The sequence below is a fragment of the Nonomuraea sp. CA-143628 genome (assembly GCF_050942315.1).
Taxonomy (GTDB): Bacteria; Actinomycetota; Actinomycetes; order Streptosporangiales; family Streptosporangiaceae; genus Nonomuraea.
The window spans coordinates 10,557,372-10,575,939 of record NZ_CP192072.1 but is presented as its reverse complement, the minus strand read 5'-3'; the positions used below and the strand labels follow the sequence as shown (position 1 = coordinate 10,575,939).

Annotated in this window: 17 protein-coding genes; 10 read left to right on the top strand and 7 right to left on the bottom strand. The window is 68.4% G+C overall.

Annotated features, from left to right (window positions below):
• Positions 1–37 precede the first annotated feature (37 nt).
• The gene (locus ACQP2T_RS47915; protein WP_433511482.1) at positions 38–1,162 is read right to left on the bottom strand and encodes a hypothetical protein; all 1,125 of its coding nucleotides are present in this window, start codon (positions 1,160–1,162) and stop codon (positions 38–40) included.
• A 170-nt stretch (positions 1,163–1,332) separates the two neighbouring features.
• Between ACQP2T_RS47915 and ACQP2T_RS47910 the strand changes: the two genes are divergently transcribed.
• From ACQP2T_RS47910 to ACQP2T_RS47895, 4 genes are read left to right on the top strand one after another with little or no spacing between them, the layout of a single operon-like run.
• Positions 1,333–2,451 carry a polyamine ABC transporter substrate-binding protein gene (locus ACQP2T_RS47910; protein ID WP_433511481.1) on the top strand — a complete coding sequence of 373 codons (1,119 nt, stop codon included), beginning with the start codon at positions 1,333–1,335 and terminating at the stop codon, positions 2,449–2,451.
• A gap of 34 nt (positions 2,452–2,485) precedes the next feature.
• Positions 2,486–3,325: an ABC transporter permease gene (locus ACQP2T_RS47905; protein ID WP_433511480.1), complete on the top strand. Its 840-nt coding sequence runs from the start codon at positions 2,486–2,488 to the stop codon at positions 3,323–3,325.
• Positions 3,318–4,100, top strand: a complete 783-nt coding sequence (locus tag ACQP2T_RS47900) for an ABC transporter permease (RefSeq protein WP_433511479.1) — start codon at positions 3,318–3,320, stop codon at positions 4,098–4,100. The genes ACQP2T_RS47905 and ACQP2T_RS47900 overlap by 8 nt, the downstream gene beginning before the upstream one ends.
• Positions 4,087–5,148, top strand: a complete 1,062-nt coding sequence (locus ACQP2T_RS47895; protein WP_433511478.1) for an ABC transporter ATP-binding protein — start codon at positions 4,087–4,089, stop codon at positions 5,146–5,148. The genes ACQP2T_RS47900 and ACQP2T_RS47895 overlap by 14 nt, the downstream gene beginning before the upstream one ends.
• 11 nt (positions 5,149–5,159) lie before the next feature.
• Here the strand turns inward: ACQP2T_RS47895 and ACQP2T_RS47890 are convergent, their stop codons facing one another.
• Entirely contained in the window at positions 5,160–5,765 is a 606-nt protein-coding gene (locus ACQP2T_RS47890) for a TetR/AcrR family transcriptional regulator (protein WP_433511477.1), read from the bottom strand.
• Between the two features lie 121 nt (positions 5,766–5,886).
• Between ACQP2T_RS47890 and ACQP2T_RS47885 the strand changes: the two genes are divergently transcribed.
• The 6 genes from ACQP2T_RS47885 to ACQP2T_RS47860 all read left to right on the top strand — a co-directional run bounded on the left by ACQP2T_RS47885 (position 5,887) and on the right by ACQP2T_RS47860 (position 13,448).
• A complete protein-coding gene (locus ACQP2T_RS47885; protein WP_433511476.1) occupies positions 5,887–7,170 on the top strand; it encodes a glycosyltransferase in 1,284 nt (427 codons plus the stop codon).
• Positions 7,163–8,560, top strand: coding sequence for an aminobutyraldehyde dehydrogenase (locus ACQP2T_RS47880; RefSeq protein ID WP_433511475.1), 1,398 nt, complete (start codon positions 7,163–7,165; stop codon positions 8,558–8,560). The genes ACQP2T_RS47885 and ACQP2T_RS47880 overlap by 8 nt, the downstream gene beginning before the upstream one ends.
• A 173-nt stretch (positions 8,561–8,733) precedes the next feature.
• Positions 8,734–12,042 (top strand): sensor histidine kinase, encoded by a 3,309-nt coding sequence (locus ACQP2T_RS47875; RefSeq protein ID WP_433511474.1) that lies wholly within the window; start codon positions 8,734–8,736, stop codon positions 12,040–12,042.
• A complete protein-coding gene (locus ACQP2T_RS47870) occupies positions 12,039–12,461 on the top strand; it encodes a roadblock/LC7 domain-containing protein (protein WP_246650111.1) in 423 nt (140 codons plus the stop codon). The genes ACQP2T_RS47875 and ACQP2T_RS47870 overlap by 4 nt, the downstream gene beginning before the upstream one ends.
• 26 nt (positions 12,462–12,487) lie before the next feature.
• On the top strand, positions 12,488–12,889 hold the full coding sequence (locus tag ACQP2T_RS47865) for a DUF742 domain-containing protein (RefSeq protein WP_225290601.1): 402 nt from the start codon (positions 12,488–12,490) through the stop codon (positions 12,887–12,889).
• Complete coding sequence (locus tag ACQP2T_RS47860; RefSeq protein ID WP_433511473.1) at positions 12,870–13,448, top strand: GTP-binding protein; 579 nt, start codon at positions 12,870–12,872, stop codon at positions 13,446–13,448. Before ACQP2T_RS47865 ends, ACQP2T_RS47860 begins: the two co-directional genes overlap by 20 nt.
• Positions 13,449–13,589: 141 nt before the next feature.
• Here ACQP2T_RS47860 and ACQP2T_RS47855 read toward each other — a convergent pair whose 3' ends face one another.
• Genes ACQP2T_RS47855 through ACQP2T_RS47835 form a run of 5 tightly spaced genes read right to left on the bottom strand, consistent with a single transcriptional unit; the run spans position 13,590 to position 18,404 of the window.
• Positions 13,590–14,357: an ABC transporter ATP-binding protein gene (locus tag ACQP2T_RS47855; RefSeq protein ID WP_433511472.1), complete on the bottom strand. Its 768-nt coding sequence runs from the start codon at positions 14,355–14,357 to the stop codon at positions 13,590–13,592.
• Positions 14,358–14,368: 11 nt separating this feature from the next.
• Positions 14,369–15,826, bottom strand: coding sequence for a dihydroorotase (locus ACQP2T_RS47850; protein ID WP_433511471.1), 1,458 nt, complete (start codon positions 15,824–15,826; stop codon positions 14,369–14,371).
• A 9-nt stretch (positions 15,827–15,835) separates the two neighbouring features.
• Positions 15,836–16,612, bottom strand: a complete 777-nt coding sequence (locus tag ACQP2T_RS47845) for an ABC transporter permease (RefSeq protein ID WP_433511470.1) — start codon at positions 16,610–16,612, stop codon at positions 15,836–15,838.
• Positions 16,609–17,418 (bottom strand): ABC transporter permease, encoded by an 810-nt coding sequence (locus tag ACQP2T_RS47840; protein ID WP_433511469.1) that lies wholly within the window; start codon positions 17,416–17,418, stop codon positions 16,609–16,611. Before ACQP2T_RS47840 ends, ACQP2T_RS47845 begins: the two co-directional genes overlap by 4 nt.
• Positions 17,415–18,404, bottom strand: coding sequence for an ABC transporter substrate-binding protein (locus ACQP2T_RS47835; protein ID WP_433511468.1), 990 nt, complete (start codon positions 18,402–18,404; stop codon positions 17,415–17,417). The genes ACQP2T_RS47840 and ACQP2T_RS47835 overlap by 4 nt, the downstream gene beginning before the upstream one ends.
• Positions 18,405–18,568: the final 164 nt, after the last annotated feature.

Here is an 18,568-nt window from a genome sequence, read left to right as displayed (position 1 = left end):
GTCTCCTCGGAGGTATCCGCCTGGCACAGCTTGGGGTTCACGGGGTGTCCTCGGGGTAGCGGGCGCGCAGCACGCCCATCGGGGCGTAGCGCCAGCGGGGCAGGTGGCGGGCGGCGTAGACCAGCTCCCGGCACTCCTGCTCGATCTCGAACGGGCGCAGCAGCGACTCGTCCAGGAGATCCGGCCGCCCGCACTCGGCCAGGCGGTTCCGGTAGGCGGTCAGCAGGAGCTCGCGGGCCTCGCCGGCCCAGTCGAGCGCCTGACGCGGCGGGGTGCCGCGGCGCTTGATCGCCACCTGGGCGACGTGCTCCAGACTCGTGGCGAGCTGGGCGAGGTCCCTGGCCGCCGGCTGGTACGGCGCGGCCTCCATGACGGTGGGGTTGCCATCGAAGTCGATCACGGCGTAACCGTCGCGCCACCGCAGGATCTGGCCGACGTGCAGATCGCCGTGGATGCGGATCAGCGGCGTGCTGATCGGCCTGGTCAGCGGGGCCAGCTCGGCTCTGAGGGCACCGGCCCGGCCGGCCAGCCACGCGCCGTCCTCGCCGTCCGTCAGGGCGAGAGCCTCGGCCAGCGCCTGCTCGGCCCTTTCCGCCAGACCGGAAATGGGTGTAACGGCTGGGGGAGTGGCGACGATGGAAGGGGGTGGGAAAGTGGAGAGCGCCAGGTGGAGGTCGGCGGCCAGGCGGCCGAGGGCTTCCGCGAAGGCGGTGCGGCCGGCGGCGGCCTCGTCAGCGCACCACTCCCAACCGTCCCTGGCCTCCGGCAGGTAGCCCGTGACCAGCGCGAGCAGCCTCTCGCCCGTCTCGTCCACCCGGGTCAGGGCGGCGTACGGCGGAGCCGTGTCCCGGAACCCGGCCAGGTGGGCGAGCAGATCGGGAGCGGGATGCGGCAGCGCCGCCGACGGCGTCAGCCACTTGACGACCACCCGATCGGCCACGATCACGGAGTAGTTCGTCTGGTCGACATGTGCGCCGAAATCCCGTTCGACCGGCACCCCAGTGTCGAGATCCCCAGCCTCGTACGAGAGGCTGGGCAGCGCGGAGAAGCGGCGGACCGCGAACGGCGGCGGCACGTCACCCCCACCCCTCAGCGCCGTCACGAGCGCGGCCGAGACGCCGCGATCCCGTGATGTGAGGGGCTTCTCACCGAGAGAGAGCAACCGCCTCCAAATTGAATTCATGTTCAACAGGAATACCAAACATCCAGGTAACAGTGTCCGCAAAAGTCTTGCTCATGTTGATTTCTGCTGCAACACTCCTCGTCTGGTCTGCCGTGCCCGGTTGGTCGCGCGACCCCTCATCCACCGGAACCCTGAAGGAGTAAGCGGCCGTGTTCCGTACCCGGTTCACCCGTCGTCTTCCGGCCGCCGTAGCGGTGGCCGGCCTCGCGCTCGCCGCCGCGGCGTGCGGCGGTGAGTCGACCAACGCAGGCGCGGCGCCGGCGGCGACCGCCGACCAGCTCAACCCGAACGCCGACCTGTCGAAGCAGTCGGTCAACGTGACCGTGTGGGACGGATACACGCCCAAGGAGCTGCCGCAGAAGGTCAAGGACAAGCTCAAGTTCCCGCTGAAGATCGCGATCCACGACACCAACGAGACCGCCATGACCAAGCTGACCGCCGGTGGCGACAGCGGCATCGACGTGGCGTTCGTGTCCGGCCAGTACGCCCAGGCGCTCAACGAGCAGGGCCTGCTGGAGCCGATCCACCCCGAGCTGATCCCGAACCTGTCGAACCTCTACCCCGAGGCGACGCAGCTGTCCTACGACAAGGGCAACAAGTACTCGGTGCCCTACACCTGGGGCACGACCGGCATCTGCTACCGCAGCGACCTGGTGAAGACGCCGCCGACGAGCTGGAAGGACATCCTTCAGCCCCCGTCCTGGGCCGAGAAGAAGGTCACCATGATGACCACCGAGCGCTGGCTGGCCCTGCCCGCCCTCAAGGCGCTCGGCTACTCGGTCAACACCGACAAGGACGCCGAGATCGCCAAGGCCAAGGAGCTCCTCGTCGCGGCCAAGCCGCACCTGCTCGGCTACGACGACACGACCTTCGGCGACAAGCTCACCTCCGGCGAGGCGGTCATGGTCGAGGCGTGGGACGGCTGGTGCCCGACCACGAGCGAGAAGCAGAACATCAAGTTCGTGGTGCCGAAGGAGGGCAGCGACCTCTGGGTGGACACCATGGTGATCATGAAGTCCTCCAAGAACAAGGAGGCGGCGCACGCCCTGATCAACTACATCCTCGACCCCGAGATCCACAGCTGGGCCGCCGTCAACATCAACTACAAGGTGCCCAACAAGGCCGCCATGGACAAGGTGCAGATCGCCAAGGGCTCGCTGCTGGACATCAAGCCGGCCGAGCTGCTCAACGGTGAGTCGCTCATCGACCTGGGCCAGGCGGGCGTCAAGTACACGCGCCTGGCGACCGAGATCAAGGCGCAGTCGTAGCACCAAGATGAAGTCAGAAGCTGAATCCCGGCCGGTGTCCCCTTCCAGAGGACGCCGGCTGGGCGCGTTCGTTTTCCTGTCACCCGGGCTGACGTACCTGGTGGTGCTCCTGCTGGTGCCGCTGGTGCTGGTGCTGAGCTACACGCTCTTCCAGCGCGGCCGGTTCGGCGGTGTCGTCTACGAGGTCACCGGCGAGAACTTCACCCGCCTGATCGACCCGCTCTACCTCAGCGTGGTGGGCGCATCCCTGAAGATCGCGGGGCTCACGACGCTGCTCGCGCTGCTGCTCGGCTATCCCACGGCGTACTTGATCGCGCAGCTGCCGCGCAAGTGGAAGACGGTCGCGCTGGTCGCCGTCGTGCTGCCGTTCTGGACGAACTTCATCATCCGCGTCTACGCCTGGATCATCCTGCTCAACGGTCCCGGCCTGCTGAACTCGGGGTTGAAGGCGCTCGGCCTGGGGCCGTACGAGCTGCTCTACAACCAGGGCGCCATCGTCCTCGGGCTGCTCTACTCCTACCTGCCGTTGATGGTGCTGCCGCTCTACGCGGCGATCGAGCGGCTCGACCCGCAGTTGCGCGAGGCGTCGGCGAACCTGGGCGCGTCGGCGTTCAGCACCTTCCGCAAGGTGACGCTGCCGCTGACGGTGCCGGGCGTGCTGACCGGGTGCCTGTTCGTGTTCGTGCCCAGCTTCGGCAACTTCGTCATCCCCGAGATGCTCGGCGGGGGCAAGTCGGTCATGGTGGGCAACCTGATCCGCACCGAGTTCCTGCAGGCGCGCGACTGGCCCTTCGGCTCCGCGCTGACGCTGGCCCTCGTGGCGGTCCTGGTGGTGCTGCTGATCGCGCAGTCATGGGTGGCCCGTCGTGCGTAGGTCGAAGTGGCTGCATGTCCCGTTCTGGGCGACGTACGTCTTCCTGTACGCGCCGATCATCGTGCTCGTCGTGATGTCGTTCAACTCCGGCAGGTCGGCCTACACCTACGAGGGCTTCAGCCTCAAGTGGTACGGCGAGCTGGCCCAGGACGAGCGCATCAGGGACGGCGTGGTCAACACGCTCATCGTGGCCGCGGGCTCGACCGTCGTCGCGACCGTGCTCGGCACGCTGCTGGCCGTCGGCCTGGCCAGGTACACCCGGTCGAAGACGCTCGACGCGCTCGCCCTGATGCCCGCCGTGCTGCCCGACCTGGTGCTGGCCATCGGGCTGCTGGTCTTCTACGGGATGATCCAGCTCACGCTGGGGCTCTACTCGGTGATCCTCGCGCACGGCGTCTTCTCGATGGCGTTCGTCGCCGCGGTGGTGCGCACCAGGCTGTCGAACGCCGACACCTCGCTGGAGGAGGCCTCGCGCGACCTCGGGGCGGGGCCGGTCGTCACGTTCATGAAGGTGACGCTGCCGCAGCTCACGCCCGGCATCATCGCGGGCGCGCTGCTGGCCTTCACGCTGTCGCTGGACGAGTTCGTGATCGCCTTCTTCACGATCGGCAACAACGAGCAGACGCTGCCGATCGTCATCTATTCGATGATCCGTTTCGGGGTCACCCCGAAGATCAACGCGCTGGCGGCCATCCTGCTCCTGGTGAGCTTCACGGCGGTGATCGTGGGCCAGAGGATGACCAAGATCGGGGAAGTTTCACGTGCTGAAGATTGACGGGATCACGCGACGGTTCGGTGATGTCACCGCGCTCGACGGGGTCTCCCTGGAGATCCGCCAGGGTGAGTTCTTCGCGCTGCTGGGCCCCTCCGGCTGCGGCAAGACCACGCTGCTGCGCATCCTGGCCGGGTTCGAGACGCCCGACAGCGGCACGGTGACGCTGGACGGGGAGGACCTGCTCGGCAAGCAGCCGAACCGGCGGCCGATCAGCCTGATGTTCCAGTCGTACGCGCTGTTCCCGCACATGACCGTGGCCAAGAACGTGGCCTACGGCCTGGAGCGCGAGAAGCTGCCGCGCCAGGAGATCAAGCAGCGCGTCGGCGAGGTGCTGGAGACCGTCGGCCTGTCGGACCTCGGCGGCCGCAAGCCCGCCCAGCTGTCGGGTGGCCAGCGCCAGCGCGTCGCGCTCGCCCGCTCCATCGTCAAGCGCCCGCGCCTGCTCCTGCTCGACGAGCCGCTGTCCGCGCTGGACAAGAAGGTCCGCGCCGACATGCAGCTGGAGCTCAAGCGGCTGCAGCACGAGGTCGGCATCACCTTCGTGGTCGTCACCCACGACCAGGAGGAGGCCATGTCGCTCGCCGACCGCATCGCGGTCTTCGAGCGCGGCGGCGTGCGCCAGGTGGACCAGCCCGTCGAGCTCTACGAGCGGCCCCGCACCCCCTTCGTGGCCGACTTCGTCGGCGCCAACAACCTGTTCGAGGGTACGGCCGGCGACGCCGAGGCCCTGCGGACCGACGACTTCGGCCTGCTGCCCGGCACCCCGCTGGAGGAGCTGGAAACGGGCACCAAGGCGCTCCTGGGCGTCCGCCCCGAGAAGATCGAGCTGCGCGACGAGACGGCCGCGCACGGCCTCAAGGGGACCGTGCTCGACGTCAGCTTCTACGGCGGTGTCTCCCACGTCTCGGTCGACCTGCCCGGCCGCGTCAAGCCGGTCCTCGTGGCCGTGCAGGGCGTCAGCGCCGTGGAGCAGGGCGCCAAGGTCAAACTGCACTGGCGGCACGACGACGCCGTCATCATCCCGGCGGACCGGGGAGCGGCTCCATGAGCGGGGGGCGCTCAGTGCGCGAGGCCGTGGCCCGTCGCCGTGCGCGCGTAGGACAGGATCAGCTCGGCCGCCTCCTGCGGGCCTATCACCGGGTGCCGGGCGGTGATCCGGTAGCCGTAGGCGTCCTCCAGGGCCACCAGGTTGCGCGAGATCGTCAGCGAGTCGGAGCTCAGCGTGAAGACGCCCAGCGCGGCCCCCGTGTCCAGGATCGACTGGTACATCGACACCTGCCGGTCATAGAGCGACGTGAGCAGCACCCCGTAGACCCGGCTGCGTCCCGCGGCCCCGCCCAGCTCGTTGAGCAGCCGGACGTCGGGGTCGAGCGGACCGGTCGGCAGCCCCGACCTGATCGTCATGACCAGCTTCTCCGCCGGGTCGGTGAGCGCCGCGAGCTGCTTCATCCGCTGCTCGTAGAATCGCTCCATCCCGGCGTGCTGCGCCTCGACCAGCAGCTCGCTGAGGTCGGGATAGTGATACAGCACGGCGCCCGAGGTGAGCCCCGCCTCCTCGGCCACGTGCGAGAGCTGTACGCGGTCGATGCCGTGACGGATGATGGCCCGCCGGGCCGCCTCGATCAGGTCGATGCGCCGGTCGCTGCGGCTCTTTCGCTGGGTCACACTCACCGCCTTGTTCGTCTGCCGTTCAGGAAGCCGTGACCATAGTGCCTTGAAGTTGACCGGCCCGCTAGATGAGTATTTGAATTCCCCTTCAAATTGATAGCCCACCTCGGAGCGCGTGATGTCCCTCACCATCCTGTTCATGCCGGAAAGCGCCTACGGGCCCACGAACAACAGCATCGGCATCGGCGACATTCTCCGTCGCCGTGGTCACCGCGTCGTCTTCGCCGCCGAGGCCTCGTGGAAGGGCAAGCTCGAAGCGCTCGGCTTCGAGGAGGATCTCGTCGACCTGGCGCCGCCGGCCGAGGGGGACGAGGAGCAGGACGCGGGGCAGTTCTGGAAGGACTTCATCCGCGAGACCGCCCCTGAATACCGCAAGAGCACGCTGGAGCAGCTCGAAACGGTGACCAAGCCCATCTGGGACTCCCTCATCGACGGCGCCAAGTACTGCGAGCCGCAGCTCAAGGCGATCATCGAGCGGGTCCAGCCGGACGTCATCGTCGAGGACAACGTCATCACCTTCCCCGCGCTGCTCACCACCGGCAAGAAGTTCGTCCGCATCGTGTCCTGCAACCCGCTGGAGGTGCGCGGCGACGACGTCGCGCCGGTGTTCTCGGGTCTGCCCGCCGACCACCGCGCGGAGTGGGACGCCTTCCGCGCCGAGTACGACCGTACGCACCGGGAGATCTGGAACGCCTTCAACGAGTGGTGCGTCGAGCAGGGCACCGAGCCGCTGCCCGACCTCGACTTCATCCACGAGGGCGACCTGAACCTCTACGTGTTCCCGGAGATCCTCGACTACACCGACGCCCGCCCGCTCGGCCCCACCTGGCACCGCCTCGACTCCTCGGTGCGCGAGACCGATGAGGACTTCCAGCTGTCCTTCCAGCGCACCGGCGGGGCGCTGGTCTACTTCTCGCTCGGCTCGCTCGGCTCCTCCGACGTGGAGCTGATGCAGCGGGTGATCGACGTGCTGGCCACCACCCCGCACCAGTTCATCGTCTCCAAGGGCCCGCTGCACGAGGAGATCAAGCTGGCCGACAACATGTGGGGCGCCGAGTTCCTGCCGCAGACGAAGATCATCCCGCTCTGCGACCTGGTCATCACGCATGGCGGCAACAACACCACCACCGAGGCGCTGCACTTCGGCAAGCCGATGATCCTGCTGCCGCTGTTCTGGGACCAGTACGACAACGCCCAGCGCGTGGACGAGCTCGGCTACGGCGTGCGGCTGTCGACCTACGCCTTCACCGACGAGGAGCTGACGGGCGCACTCGACCGCCTGCTCGGCGACGAGCAGCTGCGCGCCCGGCTGGCCGCCGAGGGTGAGCGGATCCGCGGCCTCGACGGGCTGCGCAAGGCCGCGGACCTCATCGAGGAGCTGGGGCAGCCGTCCGATGCGTGAGCTGATCAACCCCGCGACGGGGCTCGTCTTCGACAAGATCCCCGACACCCCCGTCGAGGACGTGACGCGGGCCGTGGGGACGGCGCGCGCCGCCTTCGAGGAGTGGTCGCAGGCCACCCCGGCCGAGCGGGCCCGGGTGCTGCTGCGGCTGGCCGACCTGGTCGAGGCCGACGCCGAGGAGCTGACCCGGCTGGAAGTCGAGGAGACGGGCAAGCCCGCGGCCGTCTTCAGGGACGGCGAGCTGCCGTTCGCGGCCGACAACCTGCGCTTCTTCGCCGGGGCCGCGCGCTCGCTCGAAGGGTCGGGCGCCGGGGTGTTCAGCCGCGGCTACACCTCGGTCATGCTGCGCCGCCCGGTCGGCGTGGTGGGCTCGATCGCGCCGTGGAACTTCCCGTTCGTGATGGCCGTGTGGAAGCTCGGCCCGGCCGTCGCCGCGGGCAACGCGGTGGTCATCAAGCCCGCCCCGCAGACGCCCCGCACCACGCTGCGCCTGGCCGAGCTGTTCGTCCAGGCGGGCGCGCCGGCCGGCCTGGTGCGAGTGGTCACCGGCGACGCCGAGGTCGGGGAGGCGCTGGTCACCGATCCGGGCGTGGACATGGTCAGCGTCACCGGCTCGACGGAGACCGGCCGAGCTGTCATGAGCGGTGCCGCCAAGACGCTCAAGCGGGTGCACCTGGAGCTCGGCGGCAAGGCGCCCGCGCTGGTCTTCGAGGACGCCGACCTGGAGGAGACGGCTCGCGGCGTGGCCATGGGCGCCACGTACAACACCGGCCAGGACTGCACCGCCGCCACCCGCGTGTACGTGGCCCGGCCGGTGTACGACGACGCGGTGGAGGCCATCAGGCAGACGCTCGCCGGCATCACCGTGGGCGACCCGTGGGACCCCGCCACCGACGTCGGCCCGCTGATCTCGGCGGCCCACCGCGACCGGGTGCACGGCTTCGTCTCCGGCTCCGGCGGGCGCGTCGTGCATGGTGGCGTCCCGGTAGACGGACCCGGCTTCTACTACCTTCCGACACTTGTTAACGAAGTGTCACAGAACAGCGATATCGTCCAGGGAGAGCTATTCGGTCCCGTCCTCGTGGTCCTGCCGTTCGACACCGAGGACGAGGCGGTCACGCTGGCCAACGACACGCGTTACGGTCTGGCCTCGTCCGTGTGGTCACGAGACGTTGCCAGGGCGATGCGGGTCTCGCACCGCCTCGATGTGGGTGTGACCTGGATCAACGACCACCTGCCGATAGCCAGCGAGGCCCCGCACGGCGGGGTCAAGGGCAGTGGTTTCGGCAAGGACATGAGCCAGGAGGCGGTGCAGGAGTATTCGGTGACCCGTCACCTGATGGTCAAGCACGCGGCGCCGGTGGAGCGAGACTCCTTTCGGCCCGCCTGAAAACGCGCGCGGCGAAATGCGACCTTGTGGGCACGTTTGGTCGTATTTGATGGGATATGTACGGTTGGCCGTCTGGTACGGGTTGTGTTCCAATTACCCAGCCCGCAGAAATCCCATGCGCCCCAAGCGTGTCAGATTTTCGAGCACGTAACGGCGAGAGGTTGCGAGAGTCAGTGAGGACGGATAACCCCAGGCACACCAGGTCGGGGGAGTACACAGGCGGACGGTTCCGGCTGGCGAACTGGCGCGTGCGCTCCAGGCTGGTGGCGCTGATCCTCATCCCCACGGTCGTGGGTGTGCTTCTCGCCGGCGTCCAGCTCGCGAACGCCATCGGCACCAGCGCCGAGTACCGCCGGCTGACCCAGGTCGCCGAGCTGGTCCAGCGCGCCTCCGCGCTGTCGCACGAGCTCGCCAAGGAACGCACGCTCACCGCGTGGTACATGGCCGACCGCCGGCGTCCCATCCGCCTGAGCCAGCTCAAGACCCAGCGCGAGGCGTCCGACGCGGCCAAGCAGCGCGTGCTCGCCGCCACCGCGTCCATCGACGCCACCCACACCACCCGCGTCCAGCAGGAGGTCGTGGAGATCCGCCGGTGGCTGACCGGACTCGACGGCCTGCGCAGGTCGATCGCGGGTGAGGCGAGCGTGCCGCCCCGAGCCGCCATCCGCACCTATTCCTCCCTGATCGAGGTCCTCGAGCGCCTCCAGAACGACCTGGGCGACGGCATCAGCGACGACGCCCTCCAGGGCGACGTGGCCGCGCTGACCGCCCTCGACCAGACCAGGGAACAGGTGCTGCGCCAGCAGGGCATCCTCGTCGTGGCGCTGATCGAGCGGCGGCTGGACTATGACGACCTGTCCGACTTCCTCGGCTCCTGGAACAGTCAGCAGCTGCAGCTGACCGCCTTCGAGCAGGAAGCCACCCCTGCGGACCTCCAGGCGTACAAGAAGGGCGTGCGCGGCCCGCAGATCGACCGCGCGGACGCGATGCGCCAGCGGGCCCTGGCCCAGCTGCGCGAGTTCAAGACCATCAGGGACCTGGACATCACGACTCGCCGTGACCTCCAGCTCTGGTACGAGAGCACCTCGCTGTCCGCCAACGCCATGCGCAAGGTCGAGGACGGCCTGACCACCAGGATCGTGGCCACCACCCGGGACCTGAGCGACACCGAGCAGCGCAACGCCATCATCTCCGGCGCGACCATCCTGGTCCTGCTGCTGCTCGTCCTGGTGATCACCACCCGGGTGGCCGGTTCGCTGGTCCGCCCGCTGCGCCGGCTGCGCGCCGAGGCGCTCCAGGTGGCCACCACCCGGCTGCCCGAGACCGTCCGCCTGCTGCGCGAGTCCGGGGACAGCGCCGAGGTGCCCGATGTGCCCTCCGTCGGCGTCAACACCCGCGACGAGATCGGGGAAGTGGCCCGGGCCTTCGACGAGGTCCACCGCGAGGCGATCAGGCTGGCCGGCGACGAGGCCAAGCTGCGCGCCAACGTCAACTCGATGTTCGTCAACCTCTCCCGGCGCAGCCAGACACTCGTCGAGCGGCAACTGCAGCTCATCGAGGGCCTGGAGCAGGGTGAAGAGGACGAGAACCGGCTGGCGAACCTGTTCCGGCTGGACCACCTCGCCACCCGCATGCGCCGCAACAGCGAGAACCTCCTGGTCCTCGCCGGCCAGGAGGCCGCCCGCAAGTGGAGCGAGCCGGTGCCGCTGGTCGACATCGCCCGCGCCTCGCTGTCCGAGGTCGAGAACTACGAACGGGTCCAGATCCAGATCCCGTCCGGCATCGAGGTCGCCGGCCCGGCCGTCACCGACGCCGTTCACCTGCTCGCCGAGCTGATCGAGAACGCCATCTCCTTCTCCCCGCGCGAGAGCAAGGTCCAGGTCACCAGCTCGCCCATCGAGGGTGGCGTCCAGGTGACGATCACCGATCTGGGCATCGGCATGTCGGCCGACGAGCTGGCCGAGGCCAACTGGCGGCTGGCCAACCCGCCGGTCGTGGACGTGGCCGTCTCCCGCCGCATGGGCCTGTTCGTGGTCGGCCGCCTGGCGCTGCGCCACGGCATCAGGGTCCAGCTCGGGATGCGGGACGCGGGCGGCCTGGCCGCGCTCGTCATGCTGCCCGACATGCTCCTCGGCGGTGGCGCCGCCGTCGGCGGGGTGCCCCAGCAGCGCGGCCAGTACGAAGCCTTCACCACCTTCGACCCGAGCCAGCTGGAGCCGTCCTCGACGAACGGCTCGGGCGTCTACGCCGCGCCGCAGGGCACGATCGACACCCCCGACATCCGTGACGACGCGCCGGTCGACACGCAGTGGCCGGGCACGCTGCCCGTGCCGGGCGGTGGCGGCAACTGGCCGCCGTTCGGCGAGGAGCAGCCGCCGAGGCAGCAGCCCGACGAGCAGCGCTGGCCGTCGTTCGCCGAGGAGCCGCCCGCGGCCGCCGCCCCGGGCGAGCAGCGCTGGCCGTCCTTCGCCGAGGAGGTGCCGCGGCAGGACGAGCAGCGCTGGCCCTCCTTCGCCACCGAGCCGCCGCCTCCGGCGCAGGACGAGCAGCGCTGGCCGTCCTTCGCCACGGAGCCGCCCCCGCCCTCCTCCTCGGAGGAGACGCGCTGGCCGTCCTTCGGCTCGGCCGAGGAGCTGCCGCCCAGGTCACCGTTCGTCGCGATGCCCAAGCCGTCCTTCGACGCCGAGCCGCGGCCGGCGTACGGGTTCGAGGAGCAGCGCTGGCCGTCGTTCGCCGACTCGCCCATCCCGCCCGTCGAGCCGTTCACGCACAACGGCCGCGGCGCGTTCAACCCGTTCGGTCCCGGCGAGTACTCCTCCAAGGACCTGACCGGCCCACTCCCGGCGGTGCGCGACAGCTCGCCGCTGGAGCAGAGCGACGACTTCCTGCCGATCTTCTCCTCGGTCGGCTCCGACTGGTTCCGCAGGCCGGAGCAGGAGCCCGAGCCGATCAAGCCGGAGCCGGAGCCGTACTCCGAGATCTCCGCACAGGAGGAGACGCAGATCGGGGGCATACCGGCCGTCCCGCCGATCGGCCAGCTCCCGCAGCAGCCCGCCGGGCAGCCCTACGCCCAGCCTTACGCTCAGCTCCCCGTGCCTCCCGCGGCCGCGCCCGCCCCGCCCCCGCCGGTCGCCGCGTCCGCCGCCTCCGCCGGGACGTCGGACAAGCCCTCGCTGCCGCAACGCGTGCCGGGCCAGTCCGGCGCGGGCTCGACGTGGTCCTCGCCCGCCGACACCGGCTGGCAGGCCGCGCAGGCCGCCACCGAGCCGGCCATGGGCGGCACGACGGCCTCTGGCCTGCCGCGGCGCGTGCCGAAGGCCAACCTGGTCCCCGGTACGGCCAGCCTGGCCGAGCCGCAGGCGACGTCACCGGCGCCACAGATCTCTCCCGATCGATTGCGGAGCCGGCTGTCCAGCTTCCAGCAGGGGGTACGGCAAGGCCGCGCGTTCACCCGCGGAGAAGACAATGAGGAGGAGCAATGAGAGAACTGAGCCAGGGAGCGCGTGGCATCAGCTGGCTGATCACCGATTTCGTCAACAACGTGCCTGGAGTCGCGCACACCGTGGTGGTGTCGTCCGACGGCTTGCCGCTGGCTTTCTCCGAGGGTTTTCCCAAGGACCGGGCCGACCAGCTGGCCGCGGTCGCCTCGGGTGTGATCAGCCTGACGCAGGGCGCGGCTCGTGTGTTCGAGGGCGGTATGGTCACCCAGACCGTCATCGAGATGCAGCGCGGACTTCTGATGATCATGTCCATCAGCGATGGCTCCTGCCTCGCTGTGCTCGCCGCGCCCGATTGTGACATGGGCCTGGTCGCGTACCAGATGACGCTGCTCGTGGAACGGGCGGGCCAGGTGCTCACCCCGGCCGTGCGCGCCGAGCTGCAGGCGTCCCGCCCGCGTTAGTGGGACGGTGACAGGAGAAGAACATGATGTCAGGTCAGGGTTGGGCTGGTGATAGCACTCCGCCGCATCCGTCGGCTCCGCGTCCGCAGAAGCCGAGCTCCCTTGTCCGGCCATATGCCGTGACAGGGGGCCGCACGGCCCCACGGATGAAGTTCGCCATGGAGGCCCTCGTGTCCTCCGTGACCTCGGAATATAAAGACATTTCACTATTAAGTCCGGAGTATCAGGCGATCATTCAGCTAACCCGGAACGTCAGGTCGGTTGCCGAGATCTCCGCCCTTTTACGGCAGCCTCTTGGGGTGGTCCGGGTGCTGATCGCCGACATGGCGTCGGAGGGCCTGATCCGCGTGCACCAGCCTGCGCTGGACGCGGGAAAGCCGGACCTCAACTTGCTCGAAAGGGTGCTCAGTGGACTTCGCAGGCTCTAGCCCCGGCCTAACCTCGACGAAGATCGTCGTGGCCGGCGGCTTCGGCGTGGGCAAGACGACGTTCGTGGGTGCGGTCTCGGAGATTCTGCCGCTCACCACGGAGGCGGTGATGACGGACGCGTCGGCGCATGTCGACGACGTCTCCCTCACGCCCAACAAGACGACCACGACCGTGGCGATGGACTTCGGCCGGGTCTCGCTCGACCGTGACCTGATCCTCTATCTGTTCGGTACGCCCGGACAGCACCGGTTCTGGTTCATGTGGGATGACCTGGTGCGTGGTGCGATCGGCGCGGTGGTGCTGGTGGACACGCGGCGGCTGGCCGACAGCTTCCCGGCCATCGACTACTTCGAAGAGGCCAAACTCCCCTTCGTCATCGGCATCAACGGCTGGGACGGCAACTTCCAGCACCAGCAGGAGGAGATCCGGGAGGCGTTGTCACTCAACCCGCACATCCCGATCGTCCGCCTGGACGCCCGAGTCAGGGACTCGGTGAAGGGCACGCTGATCACGCTGGTCGAACACGCCCTGACCCGCCACTCCCACACTCCGGCCTGACTTCCTCTGCACCAGTGCCGCCGGGCTGGACGCCCGGCGGCACTGGTGGTTCGGCCTGTGTTCCAGTTATGGGGACGGGTTAGACAGAGGCGTACTGAGCGCGTACGGAGACGCGCTCAGGCGGACGCGTATGAGACACGCTCAGACGGAGGCCACGCCGCGCACCAGACGCCCCACCTCGGCGCGCAGGTGGACGAAGTCCGGGTGCTCGCGAGAGCTGATCTGGTCGCGGGGACTGGGCAGCTCCACCTTCAGGTCGCCCACGACGTGCGCGGGCGCCTTGGACAGCACGACGACCCGGTCGCCCACGTACACGCTCTCGTCGATGTCGTGCGTGATGAGCACGATCGTCATCTGGTGGTGCCCGCGTACCTTCAGGACGAGGTCTTCGAGGTCCTCACGCGTCTGCGCGTCGACCGAGCCGAACGGCTCGTCCATGAGCATCAGCGCCGGCCGGTAGGCCAGCGCGCGGGCGATCGACACCCGCTGCTGCATGCCGCCCGACAGCTGGAACGGGTACTTGCGACCGGCCTCCGCCAGCCCCACCGACTCCAGCGCCTCGTGGGCCGCTTCGCGGCGCTGCTGCTTGGTCATGTCCTTGCGGCGCAGCGGCAGCGCGACGTTGTCCGCCACCGACATCCATGGGAACAGCGACCGGCTGTAGTCCTGGAAGACGACGGCCAGGTTCTCCGGCGTCTGTCGGACCAGCTCGCCCTGGACCTTGATGGCGCCGCCCGTGGGCTTGATCAGGCCCGCGATGGAGCGCAGGAGCGTCGACTTGCCGCATCCGGAGGGCCCGACGATGCACAGCAGCTCGCCCTCGGCGACGCTCAGGTTCAGGCCGTCGATGGCGTGGTGCCGCGTCGGGCCGTCGCCATAGACATGCGTGAGGTTGTCTATCTCAAGCAAGGGGTTTCCTTTCAGCCCAGCGGCCGGGAGATGTACTGGCCCACCGGACGACCCACGATCTTGCCCGCGTCGAGGACGTGGTTGCCCCTGACGAACGTGTCGGTGACCTTCGCGCTCAGCTCGAAGCCCTCGAAGGGGGTGTACTCCTGCGTCGACTCCGACTCGGCGGCCCGGACGGTCCACGTGCTGCCGGTGTCGACCAGGCAGAAGTCGGCGTCGAAGCCGGGCGCGATGGTGCCCTTGCTCCGCAGGCCGTACCTGCGGGCGGGGTTCCAGGAGGTGAGGGCGGCGATGCGCCCGTAGGACAGGCCGCGGCGGCGGCCCTCGGTGATCAGGCCGGGCAGCAGGTATTCGGCGCCGCCGAACCCGGCCTTGGCCAGGAACACGTCGTCGGCCGGAGCGCCGAACTTGAGCTCCTCGCGGCAGCAGGCGTGGTCGCTGACCACCCAGTCGACGGTGCCGTCGAGCACGTACTCCCACAGCGCCTCGACGTCCTCGCGCGGCCTGATGGGCGGGTTCACCTTCGCGCCGATCCCGTTGGCGGTCTCGATGTCGGCGAGAAGATGCCCGATCGTGACCTCACGGCGGAAGTCGATGTGCGGGAAGGTCTTGGCCATCCGCACGGCCGCGTCGAGCGCCTTGCGCGAGGACAGGTGGAGCAGGTTGATGTTGGCCAGGCCGGTCTCGTGGGCGAGGTAGGAGGCGATGAAGACCGCCAGCCCCTCGGAGTGCGGCGGCCGGGAGGCGCTGTAGGCGGCCAGCCCGCTGAGGTCGCCGGCCTCCTCCACCAGCTTGGTGTAGGCGGTCATGATCTCGGCGGTCTCACAATGTAGTGACAGCGAGATCTCGTCGGCCAGGTGCGGGAAGCGTTCGCGGGCCTCCTGCACGCCACGCATGACGAACTCGAAGTGCCCGTAGTCGTAGCGCTCGCCCTCGGGCAGCATCAGGAACTTGCTCTGGTCGGCCGAGCGCCCGTGCAGCCCGTGCCCACCGTAGAACATGAAGATCTTGAACGACGAGACCCCGGACTTCTCCACCAGGTCGGGCAGCTCGCCGATGTGCGTGCTGGACATGGGCGCGAGGTGGAAGCCGTAGTCGATGTACGCCTGTCCCTCCGCCTGCCTGAGCACCTCGGGGAAGAACTCCGCGTAGGAACCGCCCCGGTTGAGGTAGTACTGGCCGGTCCGCATGTAGGTGAGCGCCGTGGTGACGCCGCCCTGGGCGCTGGCCATGCTCTCCGAGGCGGTGTCCTCGGGCAGCGGGTTGTAGATGCCCCAGTGCTGGTGGGCGTCCACGACGCCCGGGAAGGCCAGCTTCCCGTCGCCGTCGAGCACCTCCTCGACGCCCTCGGCGGACAGGCCGGCTGCCACCTGCTCGATGCGCCCGTCGGTCACGGCGATGTCCGCGACGACCGGTTCGTCTCGGTCGTGCGTAACAATACGCACGTTCTTCAGCAACAGGTCAGTCACATCCGCCTCCTACGCGGTACGGCGAGCGCCACGGTGCCACGTGAGCATCCGGCGCTCGACCATGAGGAACAGGGTGTTGAGTACGTAACCGAGCACTCCGAGCACGACCACTCCTCCCCAGAGGGCCGGCATGTCGGAGCGGTCGCTCGCGCTGGCCAGCAGATAGCCGATGCCGTCGGTGGAGCCTTTGAGCTCGGAGACGATCATGAGGATCAGCGCCAGCGAGACGCTCAGCCGCAGACCAGCGAAGATCTTCGGTGAGGCGGCGGGCAGGATGATCCGGACCAGGCGCAGGCTCGCCGGGACGCCGAAGACGGTAGCGGTCTCAATCTGGAGACGATCCACGTTACGCGCGCCATCGATTGAATTCAGCAGGATCGGCCAGATGATGCCGAAGACGATCGTCGCCACCTGGACCTGTGTGCCCATGGTGAAGAGCACCAGGAACACGGGGAACATCACAGGTGGCGGCACGGCCCGGGCGAACTCCACCAGCGGGTCGATGTAGTCGGACAGCCAGGCGGTCCTGCCGATCGCGACACCCAGTGCTATCCCGAGGGCCACGGCCACACTCCACGAGCCGACCAGCCTGATGATGCTGGGGACGAAGTTGTCCACCGCCTCGTCGGTGAGGAGGAGGGGCCCGGAGAACCACATCTCGTACATGCGCGCCACGATGACCGTGGGGCGGGGCATGAAGGGGTTGTCCACCGCCCTGGTGATCAGCTCCCACGCGACGAGGGCCACCGGCACCAGCCAGAGCCGTTTGACCAGGGTTTTGATCATACGTTCCGCCACTTGAACAGCCGCCGCTCGGCACGCAGCAGCAGGGTGTTGACGATCAATCCGATGGCGCCCGACCACACCAGCACGGCGATCACGTCGACCATCGCCGAATCGTCCAGGGCGGTGCTCGCCTGGATGAGGAAGGCGCCGATCCCGCCGGCGCCGCCGACGACGTACTCCACGCTGATGGCCAGGATGAGCGTGATCGAGGCGGCCAGCCGGATGCCGGTGAAGATGAACGGCGCGGCGCTCGGCAGCGACACCCGCCAGACGACGGCCGCGGAGCCGAAGCTGAACGAGCGCAGCGTCTCCGCGGCCAGCGGGTCGACGTCACGCACGCCGTAGAGCGTGTTGATCAGGATCGGCCAGGACGCGGCGTAGACGATGAGCGCGACCTTGGCGTTGATGTCGGGCTGGAACAGGAACAGCGCCAGCGGGATCAGCGCCACCGAGGGGATCGGGCGCAGGAACTCGACGATCGCGCGGGTCATCTCCTCCACGATGGGAACGGTCCCAAGCAGCAGCCCGACAGGGACGGCCAGCAGGATGGCCAGCGGCAGGCCGATGACGGCGGCGAGCATCGTGGAGCTCAGATCGGCGAGATACTCGGGATCGAACGCCAGGCCGATCACTCTGGCAAGGCAGGTAGAGGCCGGGGGCAGCCATTCGACCAGGCCTGTCCTGCTGGCGAGCTCCCAGACAAGCAGAAAAACCGCCACGCCGATGGCGTGGCGGATGAGCTTTCCGACCCTGGCGCGGGCGAGCGCGGAACGCCCGCCTCGCGTCAGTGTTGTGGCAGCGGTCATCCCTGCGACGTAACGATCATCGAGGTGACGTCGATCTTGTTCTTGATGAAGCCGTACTCCGCCATCAGGTCAGCCACCCGCTGAATGCGCTGGGCGTTCAGTGAGGTCGGGTAGTTGCCCAGGTTGATCGTGGCAGCGGTCGCGGCCGGGATCTGGGTGAAGGTCGGCAGGATCTTCGTGACGGCGCTGCGGTCGGTGGCGGCGACGTTCTGCGCCTTCGCCATCGCCCGCTGGAAAGCGGCCATCGTCTTGGGGTTCTTGCCGATCCACTTCTCCGTGGCCGCCCAGCCCGTGATCGGCAGGCTGTCCGTGGGGCCGGACATCGTGTCGAGCAGCATCGTGGCGCCGTCTTGGTTCTTGGCCTGGCTGACGTACGGGTCGGTCATCCAGACGGCGTCCACGGCGCCGGTCTTCAGCGACTTGAGCCAGTCGGTGCTCGGGATCTGGACGTACTTGACGTCCTTGGCGGGGTCGAGTCCGGCGATCTTGAGGTGGGGGTTCATGGTGAGAACGCCCAGGCCGACCAGCGCGTTGACGCCGATCTTCTTGCCCTTGAGGTCAGCGACGCTCTTGATGGGCGAGTTCTTCGACACCATCACGCCGAAGGCCCCTGCGGCGCCCTGGTAGGAGTCCGCGATGTACTTGAACTTCTCCAGCCCCTGGGACTGGATGGACAGGATGGTGGCGTAGCTGCCCAGCACCACGTCCATGCTGCCGTTGGCGAGCTTGGGCAGTACGGCCTGCGGAGCCTGGATGGCCTCCGTCTTGACATTGAGGCCCTGCTCCTTGAAGAAGCCACGCTCGATCGCGATGAACAGCGGGGCGGCGTCCGCCCCGGGGTACTCGCCGATCAGGAGGTCTGCCTTCTCAAGACCGTTGGCATTCGAGGCGCCTCCGGTCTTGCTATCTGAGCTGGAACACCCCGTAATGACAAGGGTGGCCACAAGTCCAATCAGGGCGGTGCGCCCTAGTGCACCGAACCTCATGTCGCGTCTCCTTCGAACGGGGGGTGATCGACGACGGTCGCACCCTAGCGCAGCTAACTCTTGCGCATGGTCCCCCGATTCTGGAAATTACCAATATATATACGGAAATGATGATCACAATGTACGTTTGGGATGATTGTCCGAATCAGGGAGGTGGCAGCCCG